Consider the following 24,371-nt stretch of genomic DNA (forward strand, 5'->3'; position numbering starts at 1 on the left):
TTACGGAGACCTCACGCCCGGGCCGCCTCGTCCAGCGCGTCCAGGACCGGGCGGATCAGCGGGTGCTCCTCGGCTCCCCGGCGCACCGCCGCGAAGACGCGGCGGGTGGGCGCGACCCCGTCGACCGGGCGGACGACCACGCCCGTGAGGTCCGTGCCGTGCAGGGCCGAGCGCGGGACGAGTGCCACGCCGACGTCGGCCGCGGCGAGCGACACGACCGCGCGGAAGTCGTCCGAGGAGTGCTCCATGCGGGGCTGGAAGCCGGCGTGCTCGCAGGCCAGGACCACCACGTCATGGCAGGGGTTGCCCGGGTAGGGGCCGATCCACGCGTCCTTGGCAAGCTCCCCGAGCGGCACCTCGTCGGCATCGGCGAGCCGGTGGCCGAGCGGGACGACGGCGTCGAAGGGCTCGGCGTACAGGGGGACGTGGGTCAGGCGCGGATCGTCGGCGGGTGGCGCCCCCCGGTACTCGACGGCGACGGCCACGTCGACCTGCCGGTCGAGGACCATCGGCAGGCTGGCGTCGCCCTCGGCGTCCTGGACGCGGATGCGGATGCCGGGCGCCGACTCGGCGAGGCGGGCCAGCGCGGGCGCGACGACCAGTGCGATACCGGTCGCGAAGGAGGCGACCGTGACCGTGCCCGCGTCGCCCGAGCTGTACGCGGCGAGTTCCGCCTCGGCCCGCTCCAGCTGGGCGAGGACGGCGTTGGTGTGGCTGAGCAGGATCTCGCCGGCCGGGGTCAGCCGTACGCCCTTGGCGCCGCGCTCGACCAGGCGGTGGCCGGTCTCCTGCTCCAGGGCGGCCAGCTGCTGGGAGACCGCCGACGGGGTGAGGTACAGCGCGGCGGCAGCCGCCGTCACGGTGCGGTGGTCCGCCACCGCTCGGAGGATGTGCAGCCGCCGCGCTTCGATCACGGGATCGATTCTCTCACCCGCCGCACCCGCCGCGCCCGTGGCCGCAGGTCACGCCCGCGTCAGGCGTCCAGCTCCTTGCGCGCCGCCGCGAAGGCGTCCACCGCGCGGTTCACGTCCTCCGTGGAGTGGGCGGCGGACAGCTGCACCCGGATGCGGGCCTGGCCCTGCGGCACGACCGGGTAGGAGAAGCCGATCACGTACACCCCGCGCTCCAGCAGCAGCTCGGCCATGCGGCCCGCCTTCGACGCGTCGCCGATCATCACCGGCGCGATGGCGTGGTCGCCGGGGAGGATGTCGAAGCCCTCCTCGGTCATCCGGCGGCGGAACAGGGCGGTGTTCTCGGCCAGCCGGACGCGCAGGTCGTCGGCCGACTCCAGCAGGTCGAGCACCTTGAGGGAGGCGGCCGCGATCACCGGGGCCAGCGTGTTGGAGAAGAGGTACGGCCGGGAGCGCTGGCGCAGCAGGGCGACGATCTCGGCGCGCGCGGCGACATAGCCGCCGGAGGCGCCGCCGAGGGCCTTGCCGAGGGTGCCGGTGATGATGTCGACGCGGTCCATGACGCCGTGCAGCTCGGGGGTGCCGCGCCCGCCGGGTCCGACGAAGCCGACGGCGTGCGAGTCGTCGACCATGACCATGGCGTCGTAGCGGTCGGCCAGGTCGCAGATGTCGCGGAGCGGGGCGACGTAGCCGTCCATGGAGAAGACGCCGTCGGTGACGATCAGCTTGCGGCGCGCGTCGCCCGCGGCCTTGAGCTGCGCCTCCAGGTCGGCCATGTCGCGGTTGGCGTAGCGCAGGCGCCTGGCCTTGCTGAGGCGGATGCCGTCGATGATCGAGGCGTGGTTCAGGGCGTCCGAGATCACCGCGTCCTCGGGGCCGAGGAGGGTCTCGAAGACGCCGCCGTTGGCGTCGAAGCAGGAGGAGTAGAGGATCGTGTCCTCCTGGCCGAGGAACGCGGAGAGCCGGGCCTCCAGTTCCTTGTGCACCTCCTGGGTGCCGCAGATGAAGCGCACGGACGCCATGCCGTAGCCCCAGCGGTCCAGCGCCTCGTGGGCGGCGGCGACGACCTCGGGGTGGTCGGCGAGGCCGAGGTAGTTGTTGGCGCAGAAGTTGAGGACCTCGCCGGGACGGCCGCCCGCGGTGACGTTCACGGTCGCGGACTGCGGGGTGCCGATCACGCGCTCGGGCTTGTGCAGGCCGGCGGCGCGGATCTCGTCGAGGGTGGCGCGCAGGTCGTCGCGCACGGAGTCGAACATATCGGTAGCTCCTAGGAAGGCAGTTGGCTTACGCGGTGACTTACGCGGTCCAGTCGAGGATGACCTTGCCGCCCTTGCCGCCGGCCGCGTCCTCGAACGCCGCCTCGTGGTCGCGGTGGCTGTAGCGGCCGGTGATGACGGGGGCGAGGTCGAGGCCGCCTTCGAGCAGCACCGACATGGCGTACCAGGTCTCGAACATCTCGCGGCCGTAGATGCCCTTGACGGTGATCATCGAGGTGACGATCCGGGCCCAGTCGACCGGGAACTCCTCGGACGGCAGGCCGAGCATGGCGATCCGGCCGCCGTGCGTCATGTTGGCGATCATGTCGCGCATGGCCTCGGGGCGGCCGGACATCTCCAGGCCGATGTCGAAGCCCTCGCGCAGGCCCAGTTCGCGCTGTCCGTCGGCGATGGTCGACTTCGACACGTCGAGGGCGAGGCTCACGCCGACCTTGAGCGCCAGGTCCAGGCGTTCCTCGCTCACGTCGGTGATCACGACGTTGCGGGCCCCCGCGTGCCGGGCGACGGCGGCCGCCATCAGGCCGATCGGCCCGGCGCCGGTGATGAGGACGTCCTCGCCGACCAGCGGGAAGGACAGGGCGGTGTGCACGGCGTTGCCGAACGGGTCGAAGATCGCGGCGACGTCGAGGTCGACGGGGACGCGGTGCACCCAGACGTTGGTGGCGGGCAGGGCGACGTACTCGGCGAACGCCCCGTCCCGGCCGACGCCGAGCCCGACGGTGGCGCGGCACAGGTGGCGCCGGCCGGCCAGGCAGTTGCGGCACTTGCCGCAGACCAGGTGTCCTTCGCCGCTGACCCGGTCACCGGCCTTGGTGTCGGTGACGTCCCGACCGGTGTCGACGACCTCGCCGACGAACTCGTGACCCACGACGAGCGGGGTGCGGATGGCCTGCTGGGCCCAGCCGTCCCAGGCCCGGATGTGCAGGTCGGTGCCGCAGATGCCGGTGCGCAGCACCTTGATGAGCACGTCACCGGGTCCGATGACGGGCTCGGGTACGTCCGCGAGCCGGAGGCCGGGCTCCGCCTTCTCCTTGACCAGCGCCTTCAACGCTACGGCTCCTGACGGTGAGGTCCCGGCACCGGGCATGCAGAGGCAGCCCGCGTCCGGGAAGGGGAGGGGAATCGCACAGCAATCTGCCGTACGACACCGCCCCGGGTCCATCGAGCCTTTCTTAAGCCCGGTCGCAGCTTTCCTTCACGCCCTCACACCGGTCGCGCCCGTCGGCTCACAGCGGGAGCCCGTCCTCCGCGCTGCGTTCGATGCGCCGTACGAGATCGGCCGCCGTCGACTTGATCGTCGCCAGGCCCGCCTTCCCCCAGGTCCGAGGCCTCACGTCGGCGGCGGACACCGCGCCCAGCACCGTCCCCGTGCTGTCGATGAGCGGGGCTCCCAGGTAGGAGCGGATGCCGAACTCGTCGACGACCGGGTTGCCCGCGAAGCGCGGATAGTCGCGCACGTCCTCCAGGACCAGGGCCTTGCGCCGGACCACCACATGGGGGCAGAAGCCGTGGTCGCGCGGCTGGACCCGGGCGAACTCGGGACTGGTGCCGTCCCCCCGCGTCACCGGCGCGATCTCGGGCACCCGCAGGCCCGCGAAGAACTGCCCGCCCTCGACCAGGAAGTTGACCATCGCGTACGGCGCCTCGGCGAGATGGGCGAGATGGGCCGCGTAGGCGTCGAGGGCCGGATCCGGGCGTTCCGCCAGCCCGAGCCGACGCAGCCGTCGCACCCGTGCGGGGGCCTCCCGGTCCTCGGGAGTGAGCAGCAGCCGTCCGACCGGGCGCGGCGGGTCATAGCTCATGGGCGGGCTCCGTCGCTGTGGGCGTGCGTCATGTGCGGCTCCGTGGCGGTGGGTACGGGAATCACCTGGGGTCACCTGGGGATCACCTGTGGGCGCCGTGCCCCGTCGTGGGGGCCGGTGTGTGGGCGATGAGGTGGCGTACGAGGGTGAGCAGGGTCTGTACGCCGGAACTGGAGATCCGGGCGTCGCAGCGCACGATGGGGATCTCGGGATGGAGGTCCATGGCGGCGCGCACCTCCTCGGGGTCGTAGCGGTACGCACCGTCGAACTCGTTGATCGCGACGATGAAGCCGAGTCCGCGCTCCTCGAAGAAGTCGACGGCGGCGAACGACTCCTCCAGGCGGCGGGTGTCGGCGATGATCACGGCACCGAGCGCGCCCTCGCACAACTCGTCCCACATGAACCAGAACCGTTCCTGGCCGGGCGTCCCGAACAGGTACAGCACGTGTTCCGGGTCGAGGGTGAGGCGGCCGAAGTCCATGGCCACGGTCGTCTCGAGTTTGTTCTCGATTCCGTCGAGGTTGTCGGTCGCGGCGCTGACCGTGGTGAGCAGTTCCTCCGTGCTCAGCGGTGCGATCTCGCTGACCGCGCCGACGAAGGTCGTCTTGCCCACCCCGAACCCACCCGCCACGAGGATCTTCAGCGCGGTGGGGAAGGGGTCGGTGGTGTCGTGGCCGGATCCCGGGACGGGTCCGTGGCCGTAGTCAGAGCTGTCGTCGTAGTCCATCGAGCACTGCCTCCAGAAGGGCCCGGTCCGTGGGGTTGTGGTGGAACGAGGCGGGGGGTTTGGTGGTCAGCGCGCCGCAGTCGACGAGGTCCGACAGCAGCACCTTGGTGACTGCCACCGGAAGCCTCAGATGGGCGGCGAGCTCGGCGACCGGGAGGGGCGCCCGGCACAGGTCGAGTGCCTGCGCGTGTTCGGGACCGAGGTAACCGAGGGGGGTCGCCCCCGTGGCCATCACCTGGGACATCAGGTCGAGCTCGACGGTGGGCCGGGTACGGCCGTTGCTCACGGTGAAGGGGCGCACCAGCCGTCCGGCCGCGTCGTCGAGCCAGGGCCCGTCGCCGGCCGCGGCCACCCTCAAGGCCTCATCGCCGGGGGTTCGACGGCGTGCTGCCGGGGCGCGGTGACCAGGTAGGGGCGGACGCTCTTGACCAGCATCGCCATCTCGTAGCCGAGCACGGCCGCGTCGGCCTCGCGGCCGGCCAGCACGGCGAGGCAGGTGCCGGAGCCGGCGGTGGTGACGAAGAGCAGGGTCGAGTCGAGTTCGACGACGACCTGCCGTACGTCCCCGCCGTCGCCGAAGCGGACACCGGCGCTGCGGCCGAGGGAGTACAGGCCGGAGGCCAGGGCCGCCATGTGGTCGGCGCTGTCCGCGTCGAGGCCGTGGACGGACTTCACCAGTCCGTCGCAGGACAGGAGCACCGCGCTGGACGTGTGCGGCACGCGCTGCACGAGGCCGCTCATCAGCCAGTCGAGGTCGGATACATGGCCGGTCGGCGCGTCGCTCGCCATGGTGGATCGACTCCTTGGGGTGCGAAGGTCTGCGGGAGCGCTGGTCGTGGTGGTGGGGGTAGGGATGGGGGTGGAGAGGAAGCGGGGGGTGGTCACGGGGTTGCTCATCCGGCCGGGTCCCTGTGGGTCGGTTCCATGGGGGTCGGTTCCATGGGGGTGGGCTCCGTGGGGGTGGGCTCCATGTGGATCGGCTCCACGGGGGCAGGTTCCATGGAGGCCGGTGGCGGATCGAGGCGGGTCGGTTCCATGGGGGTCGGCTCCCTGTGCTGCTGGGCCTCCGCGAGGCCGATGCCGCGTTGGAAGGCGGCCATGAGCCCGGGGTCGTGGCCGACGTGCTGCTCGGGTTCCTGGCGCGGTGCGGGGCCGTCGCGCAGCTGGGGAACGATGTGCTCCTGGGCGCGGCGGCGGGGCAGTTGGGGCTTGCCCATGGTGCCGCGCACCGCACTGTGGCGCGGGACGGGCGGGGTGGCCGCGTGCTCGGCGAGGACGCCCCGGTCCTCGGGCCGGACACCGGGCACGGCGGCTGCCGGAGTGGGCCGGTCCCGGTGGGCGCCGCGCACGGGCAGCGGCACGGGTTCGCCTGCGTCCGCCCGGCGGGCCGGGGCCGGCGCGGGCACCGTGGGGGCGGGCGCGAAGGGGACGGGAGCGGGCGTGGCTGCGGGCGTGGCGGCGGCCGGCGGCGTCGCGGGGGCGTCGGTCCGCGGCTGCTGCCGGGGCGGCGGCAGCGGCACGGGTTCGGCCCCGCCGGCCTCCGCCGGCCGGGCCCCGCCCCCGGGGAGCGCTCCCGGCTCCGTGCCCAACAGGGCCTGCGGCACGACCAGTACGGCCTGGACACCGCCGTAGATGTTGGTCTGCAGGCGGACGGTGATCCCGTGCCTCTTGGCGAGCTGGGAGACGACGTACAGCCCGATGCGGCCGTCCGCGAGCAGGCGGGCGACGTTGACCTGGTCGGGGTCGGCGAGGAGGGCGTTCATCCGGCTCTGCTCGCCGACCGGCATGCCGAGTCCGCGGTCCTCGACCTCGACGGCGAGGCCCGAGGTGACGAGGTTGGCGCGCATCAGCACCTGGGTCTGCGGGGCGGAGAACAGGGTGGCGTTCTCGACGAGTTCGGCCAGCAGGTGGATGACGTCGGCGACGGCGTGGCCGCGCAGGGTGCCGTCGATCGGCGGGACCAGCCGGACGCGCGAGTACTGCTCGACCTCGGCGATGGCCGAGCGGAGCACCTCGGTCATGTCGACGGGGTTGCTCCACTGCCGGCGCGAGACGGCGCCGCCCATCACCGCGAGGTTCTCGGCATGGCGGCGGATGCGGGTGGCGAGGTGGTCGACGTGGAAGAGGCCCTTGAGGAGGTCGGGGTCCTCGATCTCGTTCTCCAGCTCGTCCAGGATGGAGATCTCCCGGTGCACCAGCGACTGCAGGCGCCGGGCGAGGTTGACGAAGACCTCCAGCTTCTGTTCGCTGCCCGCCTGGCTGGAGAGCTGGGCGGCCCGGACGACGGCGGTGACGGCGCCGTCGTGGGCGCGGGACAGGTCGGCGGCGAGCAGTTCGAAGTCGTCGGCGTCGTCCGGCGGTCCGCCCCGCGGTTTGCGCTGGGGCGGGGTATCGCCGCGGCGCAACGCCTCGACCACGGCGCGCAGATCGCCCTCCGAGCGCGCGGTGCTGCGGCGCAGGGCGCCGACGCGGTCGTGCACGGACCGCGCGGCGCGGTCGGCGGCGACGGCGGCGATGACGACGGCCGCGAGGGTCACCGAGACCGCCCCCGCGAGCACGCCCCACAGGACGAGGCCGGGCCGGGCGCCGGTGGACCGGATGGTGAACAGGACGACCGCGCAGGCGCCGAGGGCCACCGCGACGGGCGGCAGCACGGCGAGACGCAGGAGTTGGGGGCGTATGTGGGTCTCAGGCAGCGCGGGAGCGGTACGGGAGGCCGGCCGGCCGTGCCGCCCGCCCTCGCGGCGGTCTGCTCGCGCGGCCGGGGCGCGGAGGTGAGACATCGGGGGTCCTCGTACTGGTCCGTTGGTCCGTCGGGCCCGGATCGGGCCCTGATGCTCGCGCGTGGTGGCGAATGCCACGCGGACACGCGACGCCACGCGGGCACGCGTCGTCGCGGTGTCGACCGAGCGGACCGGGGGATCCGGTCTACGTCGCCCGACGGACACTGACAGTAGTCGCCCGCACATCATGTGCGGTGGGCAGTTGCCAAAGTCCCTCGGACAACGTCCCGCTCTGGTATGAGGCTTCGTACGACAGCCCGATAAGCCGGTGAAGCTTCCGCTCCCGAAGCACTGGCAACCGGTCCGACTCGATCAAAAGCGGTCACCGTGAGTGACGGCGGAAGATCGTCCGTCGCCGGGTCGATCGTCACGGGGTACTGAGTGCTGGGGGCGGCGAGCCAGTCGGCGCCAGGGTGCAGGGTGAGCCGCATGGTGGTGCCGGACCGGGTGACGTCCATGGCGACCCGCTCACGGTTGGCGTGCTCCCCCGGAGCGCGGATCGACCTGGCTGTCCCACATCGTGGGGGCCGGCATCGTCGCGACGGTCTCACCGGAGTCGTCCACGAAAGTCGACGCCGCCGTCGGCGCCGGCCTGGCGGCCGTGCCCTCGGGCGGCCGGCGTCCCGCTGGCGCGGTGACCATGTGGGCCCCGTGAATACCCCTCGCTGCTGTCCTCGGCCTCGTTCAGGACGGGACTGACGTGCGCCGGCGGACGTCGAAGGCGGCGTCCCGAGCCCGTCGTGCCTGGGCTGCGGACCGGGCGCCGCGTTCGGTAACCGGGGCTCCCGTCACCTTCCCGACAGCCGGCATTCCCCGGCGGCGGACCACCGGTCACTCATCGCGCTCGTCACCGGTTCGTCCGTGGCGGGAGCCGGCGTACGCGCAGTCGCGGAGTCGGCGCAGCCGTGCGGTGGGACGCAGCCCTGGCAGACTGTGGGCGTAGGGGTCGTAGGACACGGTGCTGGTCGCCCGAGCGGGGTGCACGGCTTCCAGGGACAGTGCGGCGAAGGTGCGCCAGGGTTCGTCGGGTGCGGCGGCGCACAGGTCGAAGTGGACGGGCCGGCGAGCGAGCTCCTGCCACAGCGTCGGCATGGTGTCCTCCGTGGCGCCGGTCGGGCCGAGGACCGGGAAGGCCGCCAGGACCCGTTCGCGCTCACCCACCCGGTAGGACAGCAGGGTGGAGTACGGCCCGGTCAGGGCGTCGGACCGCAGCAGGGGCAGGTGGCGGCCGAGACGGCCGGAGCGGCTGGACGTGAACAGCAGGTCGAGCGCGTTGCCGAGGCCGTCGGTGTCCTCGACCCGCACGGCCAGACCCAGTCCGTCCGGCAGCCGCCGGGGCAGGCCGAGCGCACGGGACCAGCGCACCGTCACCCGGTAGGTGCCCGGCCGGTCCAGCCAGGGCGCACTCCAGTCGCCGTCCGCCCGGCCGGTCACGGTCAGCGTTCCCGTGCACAGCACCCCGTGCGGGTGCAGGGCCGGTGCCGAACGCCACCGGGCCACTCGGCCGGCCACACGGTGAGCCGCGCGGCCGACGATCACGCGGCCCCTCGGGACTCGGGGCGGATGACTGCGCGGACGCACCCGTCGGTCTTGTGCTTGAACATGTCGTACGCCGTGGGCGCCTGGTCGAGCGTGAGGGTGTGGGTGGCCAGGTGGGCCGTCTCGATCTCACCCGCGGTCATCCGCTCCAGGAGCATGGGGATGTACCGCTGCCCGTGCATCTGGGCGCCGCGCACGGTGAGCCCCTTGTTGATCACGGCGCCGAGCGGGAACTTGTCGACGGCGCCCGCGAAGACGCCCAGGATGAAGACCGTGCCGGCCTTGCGACAGGCGTGGATGGCCTGGCGTACGGCGGTGGGGCGGTCGGTCTGGAGGCGGAGCTGCTGCTTGGCCTGGTCGTACAGGTGCATCGGGCCGTCGCTGTGGGCTTCCATGCCGACGGCCTCGATGCACACGTCGGGGCCACGGCCGCCGGTACGCTCGCGCAGTTCCGCGGCGACGTCGGCGGTGGTGTAGTCGATGGTCTCCGCGCCGACGTACCGTTCGGTCATGGCCAGCCGCTCGGGGATGCGGTCGATGGAGATGACCCGTTCGGCGCCCTTCAGGATGGCCGCCCGGGCGGCCATCTGTCCCACCGCGCCGCAGCCCCAGACGGCGACCACGTCACCGGGCTTCACCCCGGCCAGGTCGGCGCCCATCCATCCGGTGGGCACGGAGTCGGAGACGAACAGGGCGCTGATGTCGTCGATGCCCTCGGGGACCTTGAAGGCGCCGTAGTCGGCGAAGGGGACACGGACGTATTCGGCATGGCTGCCGCGCAGTCCGCCCATGGCGTGCGAGTAGCCGAAGATGCCGGCGGTCTCGTAGCCGAAGAGGGCCTGGCCGATGCCAGGGTTGGTGTTGGTGTTGTCGCACAGGGACCACAGGTCGTTGGCGCAGTACCAGCAGCGCCCGCAGCCGACGAAGGAACAGACGACGACCCGGTCGCCGACCTTGTGTTTGCGCACGGCGGACCCGGTCTCCACGACCTCGCCGACGAATTCGTGTCCGATGATGTCACCGGCGCGCATGGCGGGGATGTAGCCGCCTATGAGGTGCAGGTCGGAGCCGCAGGTGGTACCCGCGATCAGACGCACGATGACGTCCTGGTCGTTGCGCAGCTCCGGGTCCGGGACCTGCTCGACGGACAGTTTGTTTACGCCTTCCCAACACAGCGCCTTCACAGCACTCCCTCCCCGCCAGAGCGGCGGGTGAACACCTCGACCAGCTTGCCGCCCATCGTGGGGCGGGTCGTGGGCGGCGCGTCGGGCCGCAGCACCTCGCCCGCCTCCAGCAGGGCCTTGGCGTCGCGCAGGGCGCGCCGCAGTTCCTGGCGCGGGTCCTGCCCGGCCAGACGCGCGGGCGCGGAGGTGGACGCGTCGGGCACGGGCTCCCTGAACCGTGCGGCCAGTTCTGTGCCGCGGTCGCCCGGTGCCGGGCGGATCTGTACGTCGATCCGTTCCGCCAGCCCGTTCAGGGGCGGTGGCGGCTTCCCTTCCGACCCCACGTCCGTGGGTGGACGGTTGACCGTCACGGTGAGCCAGCCGTCACCCGTCCGCTCGCCGGCCCGGTGCACCGGCCGGGACCGCCGCACGGCCGCCGCCCCGACGACCGCGACCGGAACCGCCCACCACAGCTTCTTCATCGAACGCCCTCCGCTCCGGTGTCCGGCGGCCACCGTCCGACGCCGGGTTTCCGCCCTCCCCCGAACGAAACGGCGACGGTTGCGAGGCGCAACGGAGCAGGTGGACCGCGGAGCCGTGGGTACTCGCCGCAGCATGATGAAACGTGCGCTGTGGCAGGGACTGGTGGCCGGCACGGCCGGGGTGCTGGTGATGACCTTGAGCGAGAAGGCGGAGCAACGGCTGACCGGCCGGCCCGGCTCCCACGTCCCCGCCCGCACCCTGGAACGCCTGACCGGCATGCGAGAGCATCCCGGCCGGCAGCCTGTGCCAGTGAACCTGGCCATGCACGTGGGGCAGGGCGCCCTCCTCGGCGTGCTGCGGTCGGTCATGTCGCACGCCGGGCTGCGCGGGCCGTGGTCGTCGGGGAAGTTCGCCGTCGTCCGGGTCACCAGCGACCAGATCCTGGAGAACGCCACCGGCGTTGGTGCCCCGCCGCAGACCTGGCCGCGCGGCGAACTCGTCGTCGACCTGCTGCACAAGACGGTGTACGCCTTCGCGACGGGTATCGTCGCTGATGTCCTGGCAGGTCGCTCGGGCCCCGGTCCGGGGCAGCGCCATGCGACGGTTCGCACCGGCCGGCAGGCGGACGTGGCCCCAGTGCCTCGCGACCAGGCGTGGGGACGGTAGCGCCGCCCGAAGCTACTGGCGGTCGTGCCGCCTCGGTGACGGCCCCAGGGATGCGGGCGGTTTCTCGGACGATTCCTCTCGGTCGAGTGGGCCCCAGCGTCCCGGCTGTTCGGTGATGACGCGGGAGGCTTCCCTGATCGCCTGGTCGGCGATCCAGCCGAGGGGTTCGATCTCCGTCACCAAGGGCTCGTTGTCCGGTCCGCGGGCCGTCTCGGAGCCGTGCAGGATCCAGGGGCGAGTGCGGGCGTCCTTGACGTGTGGCAGGTGGCAGTAGTCGTACAGTCGGCGGGCGACCCAGACTCGCACGGACCGCCCGTCCCACCAGTCTTCGACGTCCAGCGGGCTGGCCGACAGGCCCGGCAGCCTGATCCCGGTCAGATCGTCCGTACTGCTCGCCGTCGGCAGGTCGCTCTCCGGCCCGCGGGACCAGCGCACGTAGAGGCCGCGGCGGCGAGTGATGAGCCGGGTGAGCTCGTCGAGGCTGCTGAACGTCGGCAGATCGCCGGTCATGGTCATGGTGCGGGTAGACCGATGCCGGTCAGGTGGTCAGGAGGGAGTCGTCTTCGGTACGCGCTCCGGGCAGCCGGTGGCGGGCGGCGTCGATCTGGCGGGTGCCGGTCGACACGCGCAGCATGCAAGCGACGTCTTCCATACGCCGACGCGCTTCCTGGGTGCCGTTTTCGGCGTGCAGGGCGCGCAGCGTCTCGTACTGTTCGATGAGGTTCTTCAGCACGGCGGGGTGTGCCAAGAGCATCGGGAGCCTCCCTCGTCACCGTCGCTCACATGGGTCATACACCGACCCGGGTGCCCCGGGCTCGGGCCGCCAATCCGGTGCTCCGCACCGGTGGCTTGAGGTCCGGGGCCGGCGTTCGGCTCAGTCGGTGGACGGGCCTGGACCAGGTCGTGACATCCCGGTCGGTCAGTACCCCCTCGGACTTGTTGTCCGTGCCACAAATGGGCAGAGCACCGACACACTCGGCCCCGCCCGTCATGATGTCCACACCGTCGTCATCGGACCGTCCTGAGCCAGATCGGCCCCGGCGAGGGGTTCACGGTGCTATGGGAAATCTCCCAGCACACCAACGTCAGAGTCTCAGTGCGGTCGGTGAGGCCGGCGCTGAGCCTCGTCGGTGTCGAAGCCGCTATCGACTGCCGTGAAGCGCTCCGCCAGGCGCTCGCTGAGGCTTGGTGGCCGCCTGGCACGCCGGTGCGGGGTGGTGTCAGGCACCGAGTTTGTCAACGGCGTCCTGCAAGGAGGCCGACAGGCGCGTGATCTCCTCCTCGCCGGGCGAAGGAGTGCCAAGCCGCTCCACAAGCTCAGCGCGCGAAATCAGCACGGCTGCCCCGTGGTACCGCTCACTGTTGAGGGCAGCCTGCTCGACCACCTGAGCACGGCCCTTCAGGAGCACCAGGACGGTGTCGTCCGACGGAGCGTCCAGGAGCTTCCTTACCAGTGACTCGTCGATCTTCATACGGTTTCCCCTTGACGGTGCCGTCCGCGGACCGCGCGCCCCGGGCCGGCCATCCAACCCGGCGCGGGGCGCGGCCGTTGCGGACCTACTTGCCCATGGCTTTGCGGACGGCGTCCTTGGTGCGGTCCATGAGGGCGGCGACCGGCCCGAGGGCCATGTTCTTGGCCCCGGATTCGACGCCCGGGTGGGGCCGGGTGGGTGCCATGGCCTCGGCGGCCTTGATGGCCTTGGCCATCGCGGCCAGGTTGACGGCGTCGGTGCTGCGGCGGATGTGGCTGAACTCGTAGCGTTCCTCGGCCCGCGCGTGCTCCTGGACGTCTTTGCGGAGCTTGAGCAGCTGGGGCATGAACTTCGGGTCGTCGGTGTCCAGTTCGTCGAGGGCGGCCAGTGTTTCCTTGGCCGCCTTCTCCTCGGCGAGACGGTCCTTCACGACCTGCTCGCCGCCGGGGAATCCCTTCCGGGCGAAGGGGTGGACGACCTCTTCCTCGGCCGTCTCGTGCACGGCCAGCAGGCGCACCAGCCGGCGGAAGGCATCGCGGCGCTCCTCGCCCTCGGCCGCCTCGACCTCGTCGAAGAGATTGCGGATGTCACCGTGCTGGCGCATCAGCAGGGCGACGACGTCGTCGTCCTTGGCCTGGTCGTCCCCGGCGTGCGGGGTCTTCAGCTCGGACATCCCGGCCTCCTTACTTCTCGCGCTGGGAGGGATCGGGGTGCTCGCCCTCGGTCTGGACGCGGTACTCGCGGCCGAACATCTCGTCGTGCTCGGTCATCACCCGGTCGCTCGGGGGTGCCTCGCCGCCGTGGATCTGCTCCTGCATCTGTTCGAACCGCTCGTGCGCCTCGCGGACGTAACCCGCCCCGAGCGTCGTGAGGTCCATCTGGGTGTCGAGCAGTTCCCGCAGGTAGCCCTTGTTCGGCTCGAACGTGAGCACGTTGGGCAGCTCGGGGGCGAGCACCGAGGCGGGGTCGCGACCGTCGTGGCGGCGCATGAGGTCGCAGGCGGCGTGCAGGTGCTCCAGCTCCATGTTCAGGTGCAGTTCCCAGATCGCCTTGACCTTGGGATCGCTCTCCTGCTCCATGAAGGAGTGGTAGAGGTAGCACTCGTTGTACTCGTGGTTGACCAGCTGCTCCCACCACGTCTCACCCGGGTCCACCAGGGACTCGTAGTGGGTGACGTGCTCCTCCTCGATCAGCCCGATCTCCTGGTAGAGCTGACGGGCGATCGGCTCCATGTAGGTGGGACCGGTGTTCATGTAGAAGTTCATGGTCTGCTGCTCCGCCGACATGACCGTCAGCGCGTGCAGCTTCGACAGCGGGTCGGTCTGGTCCTTGGCGTACGGGTCGCGGACGTTGTCGACCGGATTACGGTGGTGGAGCCTGGTGGGCCGGCCGGGCATGACCTCGGTCAGGCCGTCGACGATCGACTCCGCCTTGCGGTGCTCGATCATCTCGTACAGGTTCGCGTACCGGTACAGGTGGTCGAAGTCCTCCAGCACACCGAACTGGTACGCCTGCTTCAGGTACGGGTCCGGCTCCATCCGCGCCACCCACGCCGTCAGGTCCACCGCCACCTGCTCGTACGCGATCGTCGTCTCCAGCACCGAGGAGACACCCGGCAGCAGCCAGTTCACCACCTTCTGCTGCTGCGCCTCGATGTAGCGCACGCGCGCCAGCTGCCGCTTGATCTCCGGGTCCACGGTGTGCCGGGCGAGCTGGTGGCTGAACATGATCGCCTCCACCTCGATCCCGTTCATCGTGATGATCCGGCACCGGGTGTACGGGTCACAGTGGTCCGGGTCGATCGGATCCACGTTCAGCTCACGCCAGCTACGCAGCTGACGGTCCAGCGGGATACCCCGCTGCTCCAGCGGATTGAACGTCATGAGGGTGCCTCCTGAAGGACGTGGGGAATCCGCGCGCCGCCGGGAGTACCCCGATTCAGACGACGAGCACGGATATGCTCGCCAGTCTTTTACCTATGGACGCTTTTGAGCCACCGCTCACGCGCACAGGCTGCATGGATCCCCCTGACGGGTTAAGCGTCACTAGAACGGGCGCCTCGTTGGACGGGCAGCACCTCGCCAGTTCTCTGGCGATCAGTAAGGCAGTGTCCGCCGAGAGAACCCTCTCCAGCTGGGCAGGGCCGAAGGGGACGGAGCGGATCGTCAGGACCGGCACCGGGCCCGCATCAACCTTCGCCTGGTGCCCGCCCCGAAGTCCCCTGGCAGATCGTCGTGCCGCTGAACGGTGAGGTGGTCGCGCACGTCGAGCGGCGATCAAACCGATCCGGCGCCCCGGGCACTGGGCGCTGCTCGGCGGCAACACCGAGAAGGGCGAAACCATCGAAGCGGAGAAGCTCGTCGAGCGAGGCCGACACGGCCTCCGGGTCTTCCCGGAGGCTGTTCCAGCTCGGCTGGATGCTGGAGCAGCGCCAGGACTGCGTTGCCGAGGAAGTTGGTGGTGGTCTCGTGTCCAGCGACGAGCAGCAGCACCGCCAGGGACACCAGTTCCTCCTCGCTGAGATGGTCGCTGCCGTCGCGCGCCGAGATCAGGCGGTCGAGGAGTGAGTCACCCGAATGCAGGCGCTTCTCGGTGATGAGACCGGTCATGTACTCGGCGATGGCGTGCGACGCGGTGTCCAGTTTGCGAAGGCGGGTGTGTTGAGGAGGGTCGCTGGAGAGCATGTTGTGCGCGACTGCGGGGTGCAGGCGGCGCCGTGACTTCTTGTCGGCGAAAAAGGCGGCCGTGTCCTTCGAGAGCCGTGGGTCGGCGAGGGCATGCCGGGCTTCGGCATACCCGGTGACCAGGTAGCTGCCGTGCCCACTCGCGCCGATCGGCACCTGCTGCACGGGGCACTTCGAGCGCAGGTTGGCATGGGTCGGATCCGGGTCGTGCAGGAATGCTGGGATTTTCGATCACCCGGCGTTGCAGGAGGAAGCCGGGGTCTTCGGCCGACCCGCCCTCATACTCGGGGATGATCCGCGGGCGCGGTCACGCTCAACACGCAGGTGCTCGCAACCAGCGATGAACACGTCTGGTGATCGGGGACCAGTTGGAAGCCGAGCCCGAGCGAGACCGGCACCGTGAGCTCGTAGCAACCCCCACGCAGGACCGCCCCTTACCGGGAGAAGTTGCTGATCACCCCGCCGCAGCGGCGCCGAGCACGCCGCAAGGGGTCGCACTGCCGATAGTGGGTACTGCGGTAATCACGTCAGGGAGCTGACACGGTGGTTACCGAAGTGTACGACCCGCTGTTCGCTGGAGAGTCTGACCGATCAGGAGGCGACATTGGGATCCGTGGACGACCACCTGAAGATGCCCACGCACGAGCGGCAGAGGCCGCTTGAGACCCGCCAGACCAGTGTGCGGCGGTGGTATTGGACGGGACCGCGGAGCCGGACGGCATTGACGGCCAACCAAGCCGTGCGGAACTTCCCCACAGCACACACCGACTTTCTGACCCCGTACGTCGACTATGCGGTTCCCGCGGAGCGGGCCTCGAATTCGGTGGCGTTCGACGGAAGCGTGCTGCTCAACCGGACCGCCGGTCAACTCGGCCGAGGACGCCAAGGACGTGTTCGGCGCCGGTAAGACGCCGTAGTAGCGGCGCGACCCCGCGTCGGTGCGTCGCCCTGAGCCTTTGCGCGCCGGCCTTGCCAAAGGAGGATGGCATGCAGCTCAAGCGAGCGAGTCTGGCAGCGAACATCGGAAGCGGTGTGTTCGCCGGCGTCGCCGGGACCGCGGTGATGACCGCCTTCCAAAAGCTTGTCGAAATGCCGGTCAGCAACCGGGAGGACAGCTACTTCCCCGCGACGTTCGCCGAGCGGATCCTTCCCGTCCACCCCGCCGGTCCAGAGGCCCGCAAGCGGCTGAACTACGCCACCCACTTCTCTCTCGGCGGTATGTGGGGCACCGCCTACGGAATCGCCGCCACCACTGGACTGCGCGGGCAGAAGGCGGTCAACACGGTGTTCGCCACCGTCTACACCGGCGATGTGCTCCTCAATGTCGCTCTCGGGCTCTACCAGCCGACGCAGTGGTCGAAGAAGGACTGGATCGTCGATCTCCTCGGCAAATACGTGCAGGCCCAGGCAACCGGCGCTGCCTTCGACCACTTCTTCGGTCCTGCCAGGCGGTCATGACCCTATGGTCGACGATCCCCGGCCGAGCCATTTCGGCACAGCGGGTCCCGAAGACGCCATGAGCGGGCCGGCTCGGCAGGTGGTGGTCGTCACTGGCGCCTCCAGCGGCATCGGCCGTGGGGCGGCACTGGCCTTCGCCGCCCGCGGGGTCAGTGTCGTACTGGCGGCACGCAGCGAGCAGGCCCTCGCCGAGGTCGCGCGCGAGTGCGAGGAACGGGGAGGGCGGGCGCTGGCGGTGCCGACCGACGTCAGCGACGAGGCAGCCGTCCAGGCACTGGCCCAGCGTGCTGCCGATTGGTCAGGACGCATCGACATCTGGGTGAACGCCGCGGCCGTGTGGAGTTACGGACGATTCGAGGACACTCCCGGCCCGGTGTTCCGGCAGATCGTGGAGACCACGCTGCTTGGCCAGGTGTACGCAGCCCGCGCGGTGCTGCCGCACTTCAGGGCCGAGGGCCACGGGGTGCTGATCAACATCTCCTCGCTGTACGGGCGCCTCTCCTCCCCGTATGTCGCGCCGTACGTCACGGCGAAATGGGGCCTGCTCGGCTTCTCCGAGGTGCTGCGCCAGGAACTGCGCGACACACCAGGAATCGCGGTGTGCACCATCCTGCCCGGCGCGGTCGACACACCGATCTACCGTCATGCCGCGAACTACACCGGCCGCCAGATCCGCCCCCTGCCGCCTGTGACGTCTCCCGAGCGGGTCGTCGCCGCGGTGCTCCGCGCGGCCGACCATCCCCAGCGCCAGATCGTCGTCGGGCAGACGCACCGCATCGGTGCCTGGGTGCACCGGTTCATCCCCGCACTCTACGACCGTCTCATCGGGCCTGTGGTGGACGTCTGCGCCCTGCGGAGCGTCCCCGCCCCGCCGCACGACGGCACCGTATTCGACCCCGCCTCCCCGACCCACACCGTCGACGACGGATGGCGTCGGCACGATCACCGCCTCGTCGCCAAAGCACTGACGCTGGCCGTAGGCGCGGCGGCCCTCACCACTGCGACCAGAGCTGTCAACCGACGGCGGGGACAGAGCGCGACGTCCAGCGCCGCCTCCGTTGCGACTCACACCCGCGCGGTACGGAGGAAAGGTAATGCGGCAAACAGATAGTCGAATCGCGAAGGGTGCCGGGTATGTTTGAGAGCGTCGGCCGAGACTTCCTCACAGCCGTGGCCGAATGCGCCCCGGCGAACTCCGCCGTGCGGGCCAAGACTCTTCGTCCGAGTCCCGAACAGACAATGGCACGTCCCCACGTCGCAGCTGGAACCATGCGGGGTGCCGCGGTGTTCACCACCGTCCACACCCTTGACCACGCCCTCGCCACCGCTCTGAGGCTGCACAAACCACCCATTCGGCCCGGCAAGGATGCCGCGGCAAGCGTCTTCCACACGTTTGTCCAGGCGGACTCCAACAGGGACTGCCTCGACCCGGTCCCGGCCTCCTAGAAACGGCCGCGCACATGGGAATCGACCCGCTCGCGGCAGCGGTCACCGGCGTGCTGGCCGCTCAAATAATGGAGGTGCCCGCCTACATCCAACGGGCGGCCGGCGCGGCGGTGCACCAGGACATCTTCGCCGAGGCAGGGGCCATTCTGAGGGTACCGCCGCCGTATCGTCGCCTGGCCGGCTGGGCGGGCCATGCGGTCCTGGCCGTAGCCATCACGTTCACGTACGCCATGTTCTTCGCCGCGGTCGGCAGCAACCACCTGGTGTGGTGGGGACTGCTCGCCGGGGCGGTGCACGGCACGCTCGGCGGGGTAGCGGTGGGTGCCTGGCCGGACCTGTGTCCGCGGATTCTCGGGCGTCTTGCGGCGCCGGGTGTGTTCTACCGGCACTACGGCAGCCGCGACGTATTGACCTTCTGCGGCGGACATCTGCTCTTCGGGCTCGTCGCCGGCGTCTGTTACCCAGCTCTGCATCGCGGCCTGCCGTTCGGCGCCGCCCTCTGACTCGGGTACAGGAACCGGCCGCAAAAGCCGGCGGCCACAGACGTGGAGACGTCGAGGAGGTCGGCGCAGACGTGACCCACATCTAGCCCGGTCAAAACCGCTGCGATCACGGAAGGGGCGGTAGCAGTCGGGATCGCTCCCTCCCGGGCAATCACCGGCCGGGGCGCCTGCGGGCGGCCGGAACGCAGGGCCCGCTCCGAGAACTCCCAACGAAACGACCTTCGAGGTGATTGGATCACTCGGGACTGATGATCCGGGGGTGTGGGGCGGCTCGGCCGGGCCCGTCATCCGGGACGCAAGCGGCATCCGGACCGGCTGGTGTTCCAGGGCATCCTGTTCGCCCCGCACACCGGGATCGCCCGGGAACACCTGCCGCAGGAGCTCGGCCTCGGGTCGGGCATGACCTGCCAAGCTCCGCGGCGCGAACGCCCTGGATTTCTCCCGTGCTGCGGTCGACGGCTCCCACATCCGGGCGTTGACTGGCCATGCCGCCGGGCCATGGGGTGTGCGCGGCCGGAGTCAGACCCGTACCAACGATCGACCAGCCGATCCGGGCCAAAATCCAGGATGAGCTCCGCCCTCGTCTCCTCGGTGGCCAGCGGCCTCAGTACCACACGCGGACGGGCCCGGAAGGTCAGAACATCTCCGAACCTCTCAGCAGGAGCTGCGCCACAGCCATGCCCGCCACGATGATCGCCGCTCGGAACGGCCACCGGCTCCGGACATCCGACGGCATGGCAGTGCCCCCGACCGCGACGGCTCCGGCCACCACCACCAGTACCCAGCCCGCGTCCCCCACCGCTCCCGGCGGTCCCGAGACCAGCACAACCATGGCTGCCAGCATCGCGAACGGTGCAAGCCACCGGCAGGTTCCGCGGCCCAGCCGCTGTGGCAGCCCGCGCACACCGGTCGCGAGATCGTCCTCGATGTCCGGAAGCACGTTGACCAGGTGTGCCCCCATTCCCAGCAGGGCCCCTGCCGCCACCGCCCACCAGGCCGGCCACGACGGCGATGGCAGCCCGAGAGTGACGAAGGCCGGCAACGATCCGAAAGCCACGACGTAGGGCAACGGGGAGAACACCGTGTGCTTGAGCACCAAGTTGTAGGACCAGCCCACGGCCACCATACCCAGATGCGCTGCTCCCGCGGCGGCGCCGCTGAGCAGCGACAGCGGTATGCACAATCCCAGAGCCGTCCCGGCCGCGACAGCCACCGTCCGGTACGGGAGTTCACCGGTGGCCACCGGCTTGTCGAGGCGCCCGCAAGCCTTGTCGCGCCGGGCGTCGACCGCGTCGTTGCACCAGCCCACTGAGAGCTGGCCGGCCAGCACGGCCGCTCCCACCGCTACCGAACCCGCCGCCCCACGGCCCGCCGCCACGGCTAAAGCCGTCGCGAACACCGTCACCGCGACGGCCGGCTCGAGATGGCAGGAGCGCAACAGCGCCAGGACACGGCGTGTCGGACGTGACAGGCCATCAGACGGGTAGAGGAACACGCATGCACGTTACGGGAACCTCCGGTGAGAGGAAGACATGACCAACATGCGCGCCCCGGTGATCGCCGATGGTGATCCTTCCCCGCCCACCTCACCACACTGGACGTCCCTGTCCGCCACGACAAGCACGATCGCCGCCGTCCGCACTGCCCTGCCACCGCACCGCTACGCCCAGGACGACCTCACTGAGCCGATCGGCGACCTCTGCCTGGCCCCCGGGGCCAATCGCGCCCTGCTGCGTCGCCTGCACGCATCAGCCGGTGTACGCACACGCCATCTCGCCCTGCCGATCGAGCGGTACGCCGACCTGGGTGACTTCGGGCAGAGCAACGATGCGTGGATGGCCGCCGGACTCGAACTGGGCGAGGAAGCCCTCACCGGCGCGCTGCATGACGCGGGGCTGCGTCCGGCCGATGTCGACCTGCTGGTGTGCACCTCCATCACCGGCATCGCAGCCCCGTCGCTCGACGCCCGGCTGGCCGGACGCGTCGGACTGCGGCCCGACGTGAAGAGAGTTCCGGTTTTCGGCCTGGGATGCGTGGCGGGTGCGGCCGGCCTGGCCCGGCTGCACGACTACCTACGAGGGCACCCCGACGACACCGCCGTGCTGCTCGCCGTCGAGCTGTGCTCACTGACACTCCAGCAGCGCGACGACTCCCGCGCCAACCTCGTCGCCGGCGCCTTGTTCGGTGACGGCGCGGCAGCGCTCGTAGCGCGTGGCGGCGCCAGCGGCAGCGCCGGATCGGAAGCGGCCGGGCCGTCGGTGGTCGCCACGCGCAGCCACTTGTATCCGGACACCGAACAGCTCCTGGGGTGGGACATCGGCGCGAGCGGTTTCCGCGTGGTGATCGACGCCGGTGTCCCCGACATCGTACGGAAGCACTTCGGCCGGCAGCTGTGCGCCTTCCTGGCCGACCACGGCCTGAGCACCGAGGACATCGGCATCTGGGTGTGCCATCCGGGCGGGCCGAAGGTGCTCTCCGCCGTCACCGATACCCTCGGCCTGCCCGGCGACGCCCTGGACACCGCCTGGCGCTCCCTCGCGACGGTGGGCAACATGTCCTCCGCCTCCGTGCTTCACATCCTGCAGAGCACCTGGAATTCCCATCGGCCAGAGCCCGGCACGTGGGGACTGCTGATGGCGATGGGCCCGGGATTCTGTTCCGAACTCGTCCTGCTGCGTTGGTGAGTGACCCTCATGACCTGGTACACGCTTCTCGTCTTCGCCGTCGGGGCCGAACGCGTCGCCGAACTCGTCGTCGCCCGACGCAACGCCGCCTGGACCCTCTCTCGCGCCGGTGTGGAGCACGGCCGCGGCCATTACCCGGTCATGGTGGTGTTGCACACGGGTCTGCTCGCCTGCTGCCTTGCCGAACCCGTGCTCGCCCACCGGCCGTTCCTGCCCGCTCTCGGGTGGCCCATGCTGGTGCTTGTCGTCCTGGCGCAGGCACTGCGCTGGTGGTGCATCACCACACTGGGCCCTTACTGGAACACACGGGTCATCGTCGTCCCCGGAGCGCACCTGGTCGGCACCGGGCCCTACCGGTTCCTGCGCCACCCCAACTACATCGCCGTCGTGGTGGAGATCGCCGCCCTGCCACTGGTGCACTCCGCGTGGCTGACCGCCACGGTTTTCACCGCGGCCAACGCGGTGCTGCTCGCTGTCCGTATCCGGTGTGAGAACACAGCGCTGACCTCGGCGGCGCCCGCGTGAGCGGCGGCCACGATCTGCTGATCGCCGGAGGGGGCCCCGCCGGTCTCGCGACCGCCCTGCACGCCGTGCGTGCGGGACTTGACGTCGTCGTGGCGGAGCCACGTCGGGCACCGGTCGACAAGGCGTGCGGTGAGGGCCTCATGCCCAGTGCCGTCCGAGCCCTCAGCGCCTTCGGCCTGGAAGTTCCCGGCCATCCGGTCACCGGCATCCGCTACATCCAGGGCCCCCGCCAGGTACAGGCCGAGTTCCGGCACGGCCCCGGCCTGGGCGTGCGCCGCACCGACCTGCACAGCGCCCTGCACCAGACCGTCGTGGACGCGGGCGTACCCGTTCTGCCCCTGCGAGTAGGAGCAGTACAACAGGACACCACGGGCGTGAGCGTGCCCGGTACGAGCCTGCGCGCACGGTGGCTGGTCGCCGCAGACGGACTGCATTCACCGTTGCGCCGTTCGCTGGGCTTGGAGGTGAAAACCAGTGCGGCACCCAGATACGGCCTGCGCCGCCACTACGCGGTACCTCCCTGGTCGTCCTACGTGGAGGTGCATTGGGGACCGGACGGGGAGGCGTACGTAACTCCGCTCGGCCCCGCACTCGTCGGCGTCGCCCTGCTGACCGCCCGGCGAGCGCCCTTCAGCATCCAGCTGGAGAGCTTCCCCGAACTGGCGGCCCGCCTCCCCCAGGAAGCGGCCGTCACCGCGGTACGCGGCGCGGGGCCGCTGCGCCAGCGGGCACGCACCCGCACGCACGGACGAGTACTGCTCGTCGGCGACGCCGCCGGATACACCGACGCGCTGACCGGTGAGGGCCTCTCCCTCGCCTTCACCGGCGCCGAAGCCCTGGTCACCAACGTGCGCCGCGGCACACCCAGCCGCTACGAAACCGACTGGAGACGCGTGACCCGCCGCCACCGACTCCTGACCGAACTTCTGGTGCGAGCCCGTCAGCAGCCCGCGCTCGCGCCGGTCATCATGCCCACGGCCGCTCGCCTGCCCCGCCTCTTTGCGGCAGCGGTGAACGCGCTGGCATGAGCCGGCGATGTCAGCCCTCCCCTACTTCTCGCGCTGCGCGGGATCGGGGTACTCGCCCTCGGACTGGACGCGGTACTCACGGCCGAACATCGCGCCGTGCTCGGCCATGACCCGCTCGCTCGGCGGTGCCTCACCGCCATGGATCTGCGCCTGCATCTGATGCCGACCGGCTCCGGCAAGTCCGCGGTCTTCCATTGGGAAGAGGTGCGTGAGGGCGGCGCTCGTTTTCTCTGTCTCGCGCCCGAGCAGCTCGCAAAAGAGCTCCTGCACCGAAGGGCTCGACCCGCTCGACCTCGCCGCGCGCGCCGAAGTCGCCCTTCAACTTGTCGACGGCGAAACCGGCCTGGAGATCCGTAACCGCATCCCGACCACGGACGTCCACAGCATCGGACGCTCAGGCGTCTGCGGAGCAGTTGCGGGCTCAGCCTGAGCTACCTGGAAGGACGAAGCCGTTTTCGTAGGCGAATACCACAGCTTGGGCACGGTCACGCAGATGGAGCTTGGCGAACATGCTGCCGATGTGGCTTTTCACCGTCGCCTCGGTGACGACCAAGTGCGCGGCGATCTCCGGGTTCGACAGGCCCCTGGCCACCAGGAGGAGGGTCTGCCCGTTCCCGGGGAGTGAGATCGGCCAGCAGCTTGGTGGTGGGCCGGAGCGGTTCGGTGCGGGTGGCGTAGTCCTCGATCAGCCTTCGGGTGACCGACGGCGACAACAGGGCCTCACCGGCGTGCAGGATGCGGATCGCCTCCAGCAGGCGGTCGCGGGAGGCATCCTTGAGCAGAAATCCCGACCCACCCGCCCGTAGTGCGCCGAAGACGCATTCGTCCAGGTCGTAGGTCGTGAGGATCAGCACCCGCGGCGAGGATCGCGGTCCGAAACAGGGCCGAGTCCACCTGCTTTCGCCCGTGTGCCGCATACGGTGGCCTCGCCGCCCGCACACCGCCCGCCACAACTTCGTAAAGCTGCAGAGAATCCGCTCCGTATCCCTCGCCTTCGACCTCCACCACTACGAGGTGATCGCGCCGAGCAGTACATCGGACGAACCGCCAGGGACATCGTCCCGGTCCGAGATGGCTCCGGCTCGCCTCGCCCGGCGGCTGGCATCCGTCCGCAACGACGCTGGGCGGACGGGCGCATTTCCCAACTCGCGGTTCCGCGCTCCCCGTGGACAAGCGAGCCGCGGACCAAGACATGTACCCGCCCAAGGCCAAGGCCGTCA

25 protein-coding genes and 2 pseudogenes are annotated in these 24,371 nt (G+C 70.5%); 7 read left to right on the forward strand and 20 right to left on the reverse strand.

The window, feature by feature from the left end; translation table 11 throughout:
* Positions 1-11: 11 nt before the first annotated feature.
* The 11 genes from RI578_RS04890 to RI578_RS04940 form a co-directional block, all read right to left on the reverse strand.
* Entirely contained in the window at positions 12-914 is a 903-nt protein-coding gene (locus RI578_RS04890; protein WP_310869903.1) for a LysR family transcriptional regulator, read from the reverse strand.
* Between the two features lie 59 nt (positions 915-973).
* Positions 974-2,167 (reverse strand): glycine C-acetyltransferase, encoded by a 1,194-nt coding sequence (locus tag RI578_RS04895; RefSeq protein WP_310869904.1) that lies wholly within the window; start codon positions 2,165-2,167, stop codon positions 974-976.
* A gap of 40 nt (positions 2,168-2,207) precedes the next feature.
* On the reverse strand, positions 2,208-3,236 hold the full coding sequence (tdh, locus tag RI578_RS04900) for an L-threonine 3-dehydrogenase (RefSeq protein WP_310869905.1): 1,029 nt from the start codon (positions 3,234-3,236) through the stop codon (positions 2,208-2,210).
* A 178-nt stretch (positions 3,237-3,414) separates the two neighbouring features.
* Positions 3,415-3,990, reverse strand: coding sequence for a GAF domain-containing protein (locus RI578_RS04905; protein WP_310869906.1), 576 nt, complete (start codon positions 3,988-3,990; stop codon positions 3,415-3,417).
* Between the two features lie 82 nt (positions 3,991-4,072).
* Positions 4,073-4,717: an ATP/GTP-binding protein gene (locus tag RI578_RS04910; RefSeq protein ID WP_310869907.1), complete on the reverse strand. Its 645-nt coding sequence runs from the start codon at positions 4,715-4,717 to the stop codon at positions 4,073-4,075.
* Positions 4,695-5,069 (reverse strand): DUF742 domain-containing protein, encoded by a 375-nt coding sequence (locus tag RI578_RS04915; protein WP_193776113.1) that lies wholly within the window; start codon positions 5,067-5,069, stop codon positions 4,695-4,697. The genes RI578_RS04910 and RI578_RS04915 overlap by 23 nt, the downstream gene beginning before the upstream one ends.
* A gap of 2 nt (positions 5,070-5,071) precedes the next feature.
* Complete coding sequence (locus tag RI578_RS04920) at positions 5,072-5,506, reverse strand: roadblock/LC7 domain-containing protein (protein ID WP_279560566.1); 435 nt, start codon at positions 5,504-5,506, stop codon at positions 5,072-5,074.
* Between the two features lie 104 nt (positions 5,507-5,610).
* Complete coding sequence (locus RI578_RS04925) at positions 5,611-7,500, reverse strand: ATP-binding protein (protein WP_310869908.1); 1,890 nt, start codon at positions 7,498-7,500, stop codon at positions 5,611-5,613.
* 831 nt (positions 7,501-8,331) lie between these two features.
* Entirely contained in the window at positions 8,332-9,012 is a 681-nt protein-coding gene (locus RI578_RS04930; RefSeq protein ID WP_310869909.1) for a phosphodiesterase, read from the reverse strand.
* 23 nt (positions 9,013-9,035) lie between these two features.
* On the reverse strand, positions 9,036-10,223 hold the full coding sequence (locus tag RI578_RS04935; RefSeq protein ID WP_310869910.1) for a zinc-dependent alcohol dehydrogenase: 1,188 nt from the start codon (positions 10,221-10,223) through the stop codon (positions 9,036-9,038).
* On the reverse strand, positions 10,220-10,684 hold the full coding sequence (locus tag RI578_RS04940; RefSeq protein WP_310869911.1) for a hypothetical protein: 465 nt from the start codon (positions 10,682-10,684) through the stop codon (positions 10,220-10,222). The genes RI578_RS04935 and RI578_RS04940 overlap by 4 nt, the downstream gene beginning before the upstream one ends.
* A 133-nt stretch (positions 10,685-10,817) precedes the next feature.
* Here RI578_RS04940 and RI578_RS04945 point away from each other — a divergent pair, with 133 nt between their 5' ends.
* Positions 10,818-11,351, forward strand: coding sequence for a hypothetical protein (locus RI578_RS04945; RefSeq protein ID WP_310869912.1), 534 nt, complete (start codon positions 10,818-10,820; stop codon positions 11,349-11,351).
* Between the two features lie 12 nt (positions 11,352-11,363).
* On the opposite strand, the gene RI578_RS04950 is transcribed toward RI578_RS04945, so the two are convergent.
* The 6 genes and pseudogenes from RI578_RS04950 to RI578_RS04975 form a co-directional block, all read right to left on the reverse strand.
* Positions 11,364-11,867, reverse strand: a complete 504-nt coding sequence (locus RI578_RS04950; RefSeq protein ID WP_310869913.1) for a DUF6098 family protein — start codon at positions 11,865-11,867, stop codon at positions 11,364-11,366.
* A gap of 22 nt (positions 11,868-11,889) precedes the next feature.
* Positions 11,890-12,105 (reverse strand): DUF5133 domain-containing protein, encoded by a 216-nt coding sequence (locus RI578_RS04955; RefSeq protein ID WP_310869914.1) that lies wholly within the window; start codon positions 12,103-12,105, stop codon positions 11,890-11,892.
* Between the two features lie 466 nt (positions 12,106-12,571).
* The gene (locus tag RI578_RS04960) at positions 12,572-12,823 is read right to left on the reverse strand and encodes a hypothetical protein (RefSeq protein WP_310869915.1); all 252 of its coding nucleotides are present in this window, start codon (positions 12,821-12,823) and stop codon (positions 12,572-12,574) included.
* Between the two features lie 85 nt (positions 12,824-12,908).
* Positions 12,909-13,496, reverse strand: a complete 588-nt coding sequence (locus tag RI578_RS04965) for a hemerythrin domain-containing protein (protein ID WP_310869916.1) — start codon at positions 13,494-13,496, stop codon at positions 12,909-12,911.
* A 10-nt stretch (positions 13,497-13,506) separates the two neighbouring features.
* Entirely contained in the window at positions 13,507-14,706 is a 1,200-nt protein-coding gene (locus RI578_RS04970; protein ID WP_310869917.1) for a hypothetical protein, read from the reverse strand.
* Positions 14,707-15,164: 458 nt separating this feature from the next.
* Positions 15,165-15,732 (reverse strand): annotated as a pseudogene (locus RI578_RS04975) (cytochrome P450); the annotation flags it as partial.
* A 762-nt stretch (positions 15,733-16,494) separates the two neighbouring features.
* Here RI578_RS04975 and RI578_RS04980 point away from each other — a divergent pair.
* From RI578_RS04980 to RI578_RS04990, 3 genes are all read left to right on the forward strand, one after another.
* A complete protein-coding gene (locus tag RI578_RS04980) occupies positions 16,495-16,965 on the forward strand; it encodes a hypothetical protein (protein WP_310869918.1) in 471 nt (156 codons plus the stop codon).
* Between the two features lie 58 nt (positions 16,966-17,023).
* Positions 17,024-18,076 carry an SDR family oxidoreductase gene (locus RI578_RS04985; protein WP_310869919.1) on the forward strand — a complete coding sequence of 351 codons (1,053 nt, stop codon included), beginning with the start codon at positions 17,024-17,026 and terminating at the stop codon, positions 18,074-18,076.
* Between the two features lie 349 nt (positions 18,077-18,425).
* Complete coding sequence (locus RI578_RS04990; RefSeq protein WP_310869920.1) at positions 18,426-18,914, forward strand: hypothetical protein; 489 nt, start codon at positions 18,426-18,428, stop codon at positions 18,912-18,914.
* Positions 18,915-19,548: 634 nt separating this feature from the next.
* Here RI578_RS04990 and RI578_RS05000 read toward each other — a convergent pair.
* Positions 19,549-20,409 (reverse strand): UbiA family prenyltransferase, encoded by an 861-nt coding sequence (locus tag RI578_RS05000; RefSeq protein WP_310869921.1) that lies wholly within the window; start codon positions 20,407-20,409, stop codon positions 19,549-19,551.
* Between the two features lie 46 nt (positions 20,410-20,455).
* Here RI578_RS05000 and RI578_RS05005 point away from each other — a divergent pair, with 46 nt between their 5' ends.
* Genes RI578_RS05005 through RI578_RS05015 form a run of 3 tightly spaced genes read left to right on the forward strand, consistent with a single transcriptional unit; the run spans position 20,456 to position 23,151 of the window.
* Entirely contained in the window at positions 20,456-21,598 is a 1,143-nt protein-coding gene (locus tag RI578_RS05005; RefSeq protein ID WP_383557952.1) for a type III polyketide synthase, read from the forward strand.
* A 9-nt stretch (positions 21,599-21,607) separates the two neighbouring features.
* A complete protein-coding gene (locus RI578_RS05010; protein ID WP_310869923.1) occupies positions 21,608-22,123 on the forward strand; it encodes an isoprenylcysteine carboxyl methyltransferase family protein in 516 nt (171 codons plus the stop codon).
* Positions 22,120-23,151 carry an NAD(P)/FAD-dependent oxidoreductase gene (locus RI578_RS05015; protein WP_310869924.1) on the forward strand — a complete coding sequence of 344 codons (1,032 nt, stop codon included), beginning with the start codon at positions 22,120-22,122 and terminating at the stop codon, positions 23,149-23,151. Before RI578_RS05010 ends, RI578_RS05015 begins: the two co-directional genes overlap by 4 nt.
* 21 nt (positions 23,152-23,172) lie before the next feature.
* Here the strand turns inward: RI578_RS05015 and RI578_RS05020 are convergent, their stop codons facing one another.
* Together RI578_RS05020 and RI578_RS05025 are read right to left on the reverse strand one after the other, a co-directional pair.
* The gene (locus RI578_RS05020; RefSeq protein WP_310869925.1) at positions 23,173-23,307 is read right to left on the reverse strand and encodes a hypothetical protein; all 135 of its coding nucleotides are present in this window, start codon (positions 23,305-23,307) and stop codon (positions 23,173-23,175) included.
* Between the two features lie 265 nt (positions 23,308-23,572).
* A pseudogene (locus RI578_RS05025) lies at positions 23,573-24,017 on the reverse strand (LuxR C-terminal-related transcriptional regulator); the annotation flags it as partial.
* Between the last annotated feature and the right edge of the window lie 354 nt (positions 24,018-24,371).

The organism is Streptomyces sp. BB1-1-1 (assembly GCF_031597775.1).
In the GTDB taxonomy this organism is placed as follows: Bacteria; Actinomycetota; Actinomycetes; order Streptomycetales; family Streptomycetaceae; genus Streptomyces; species Streptomyces thinghirensis.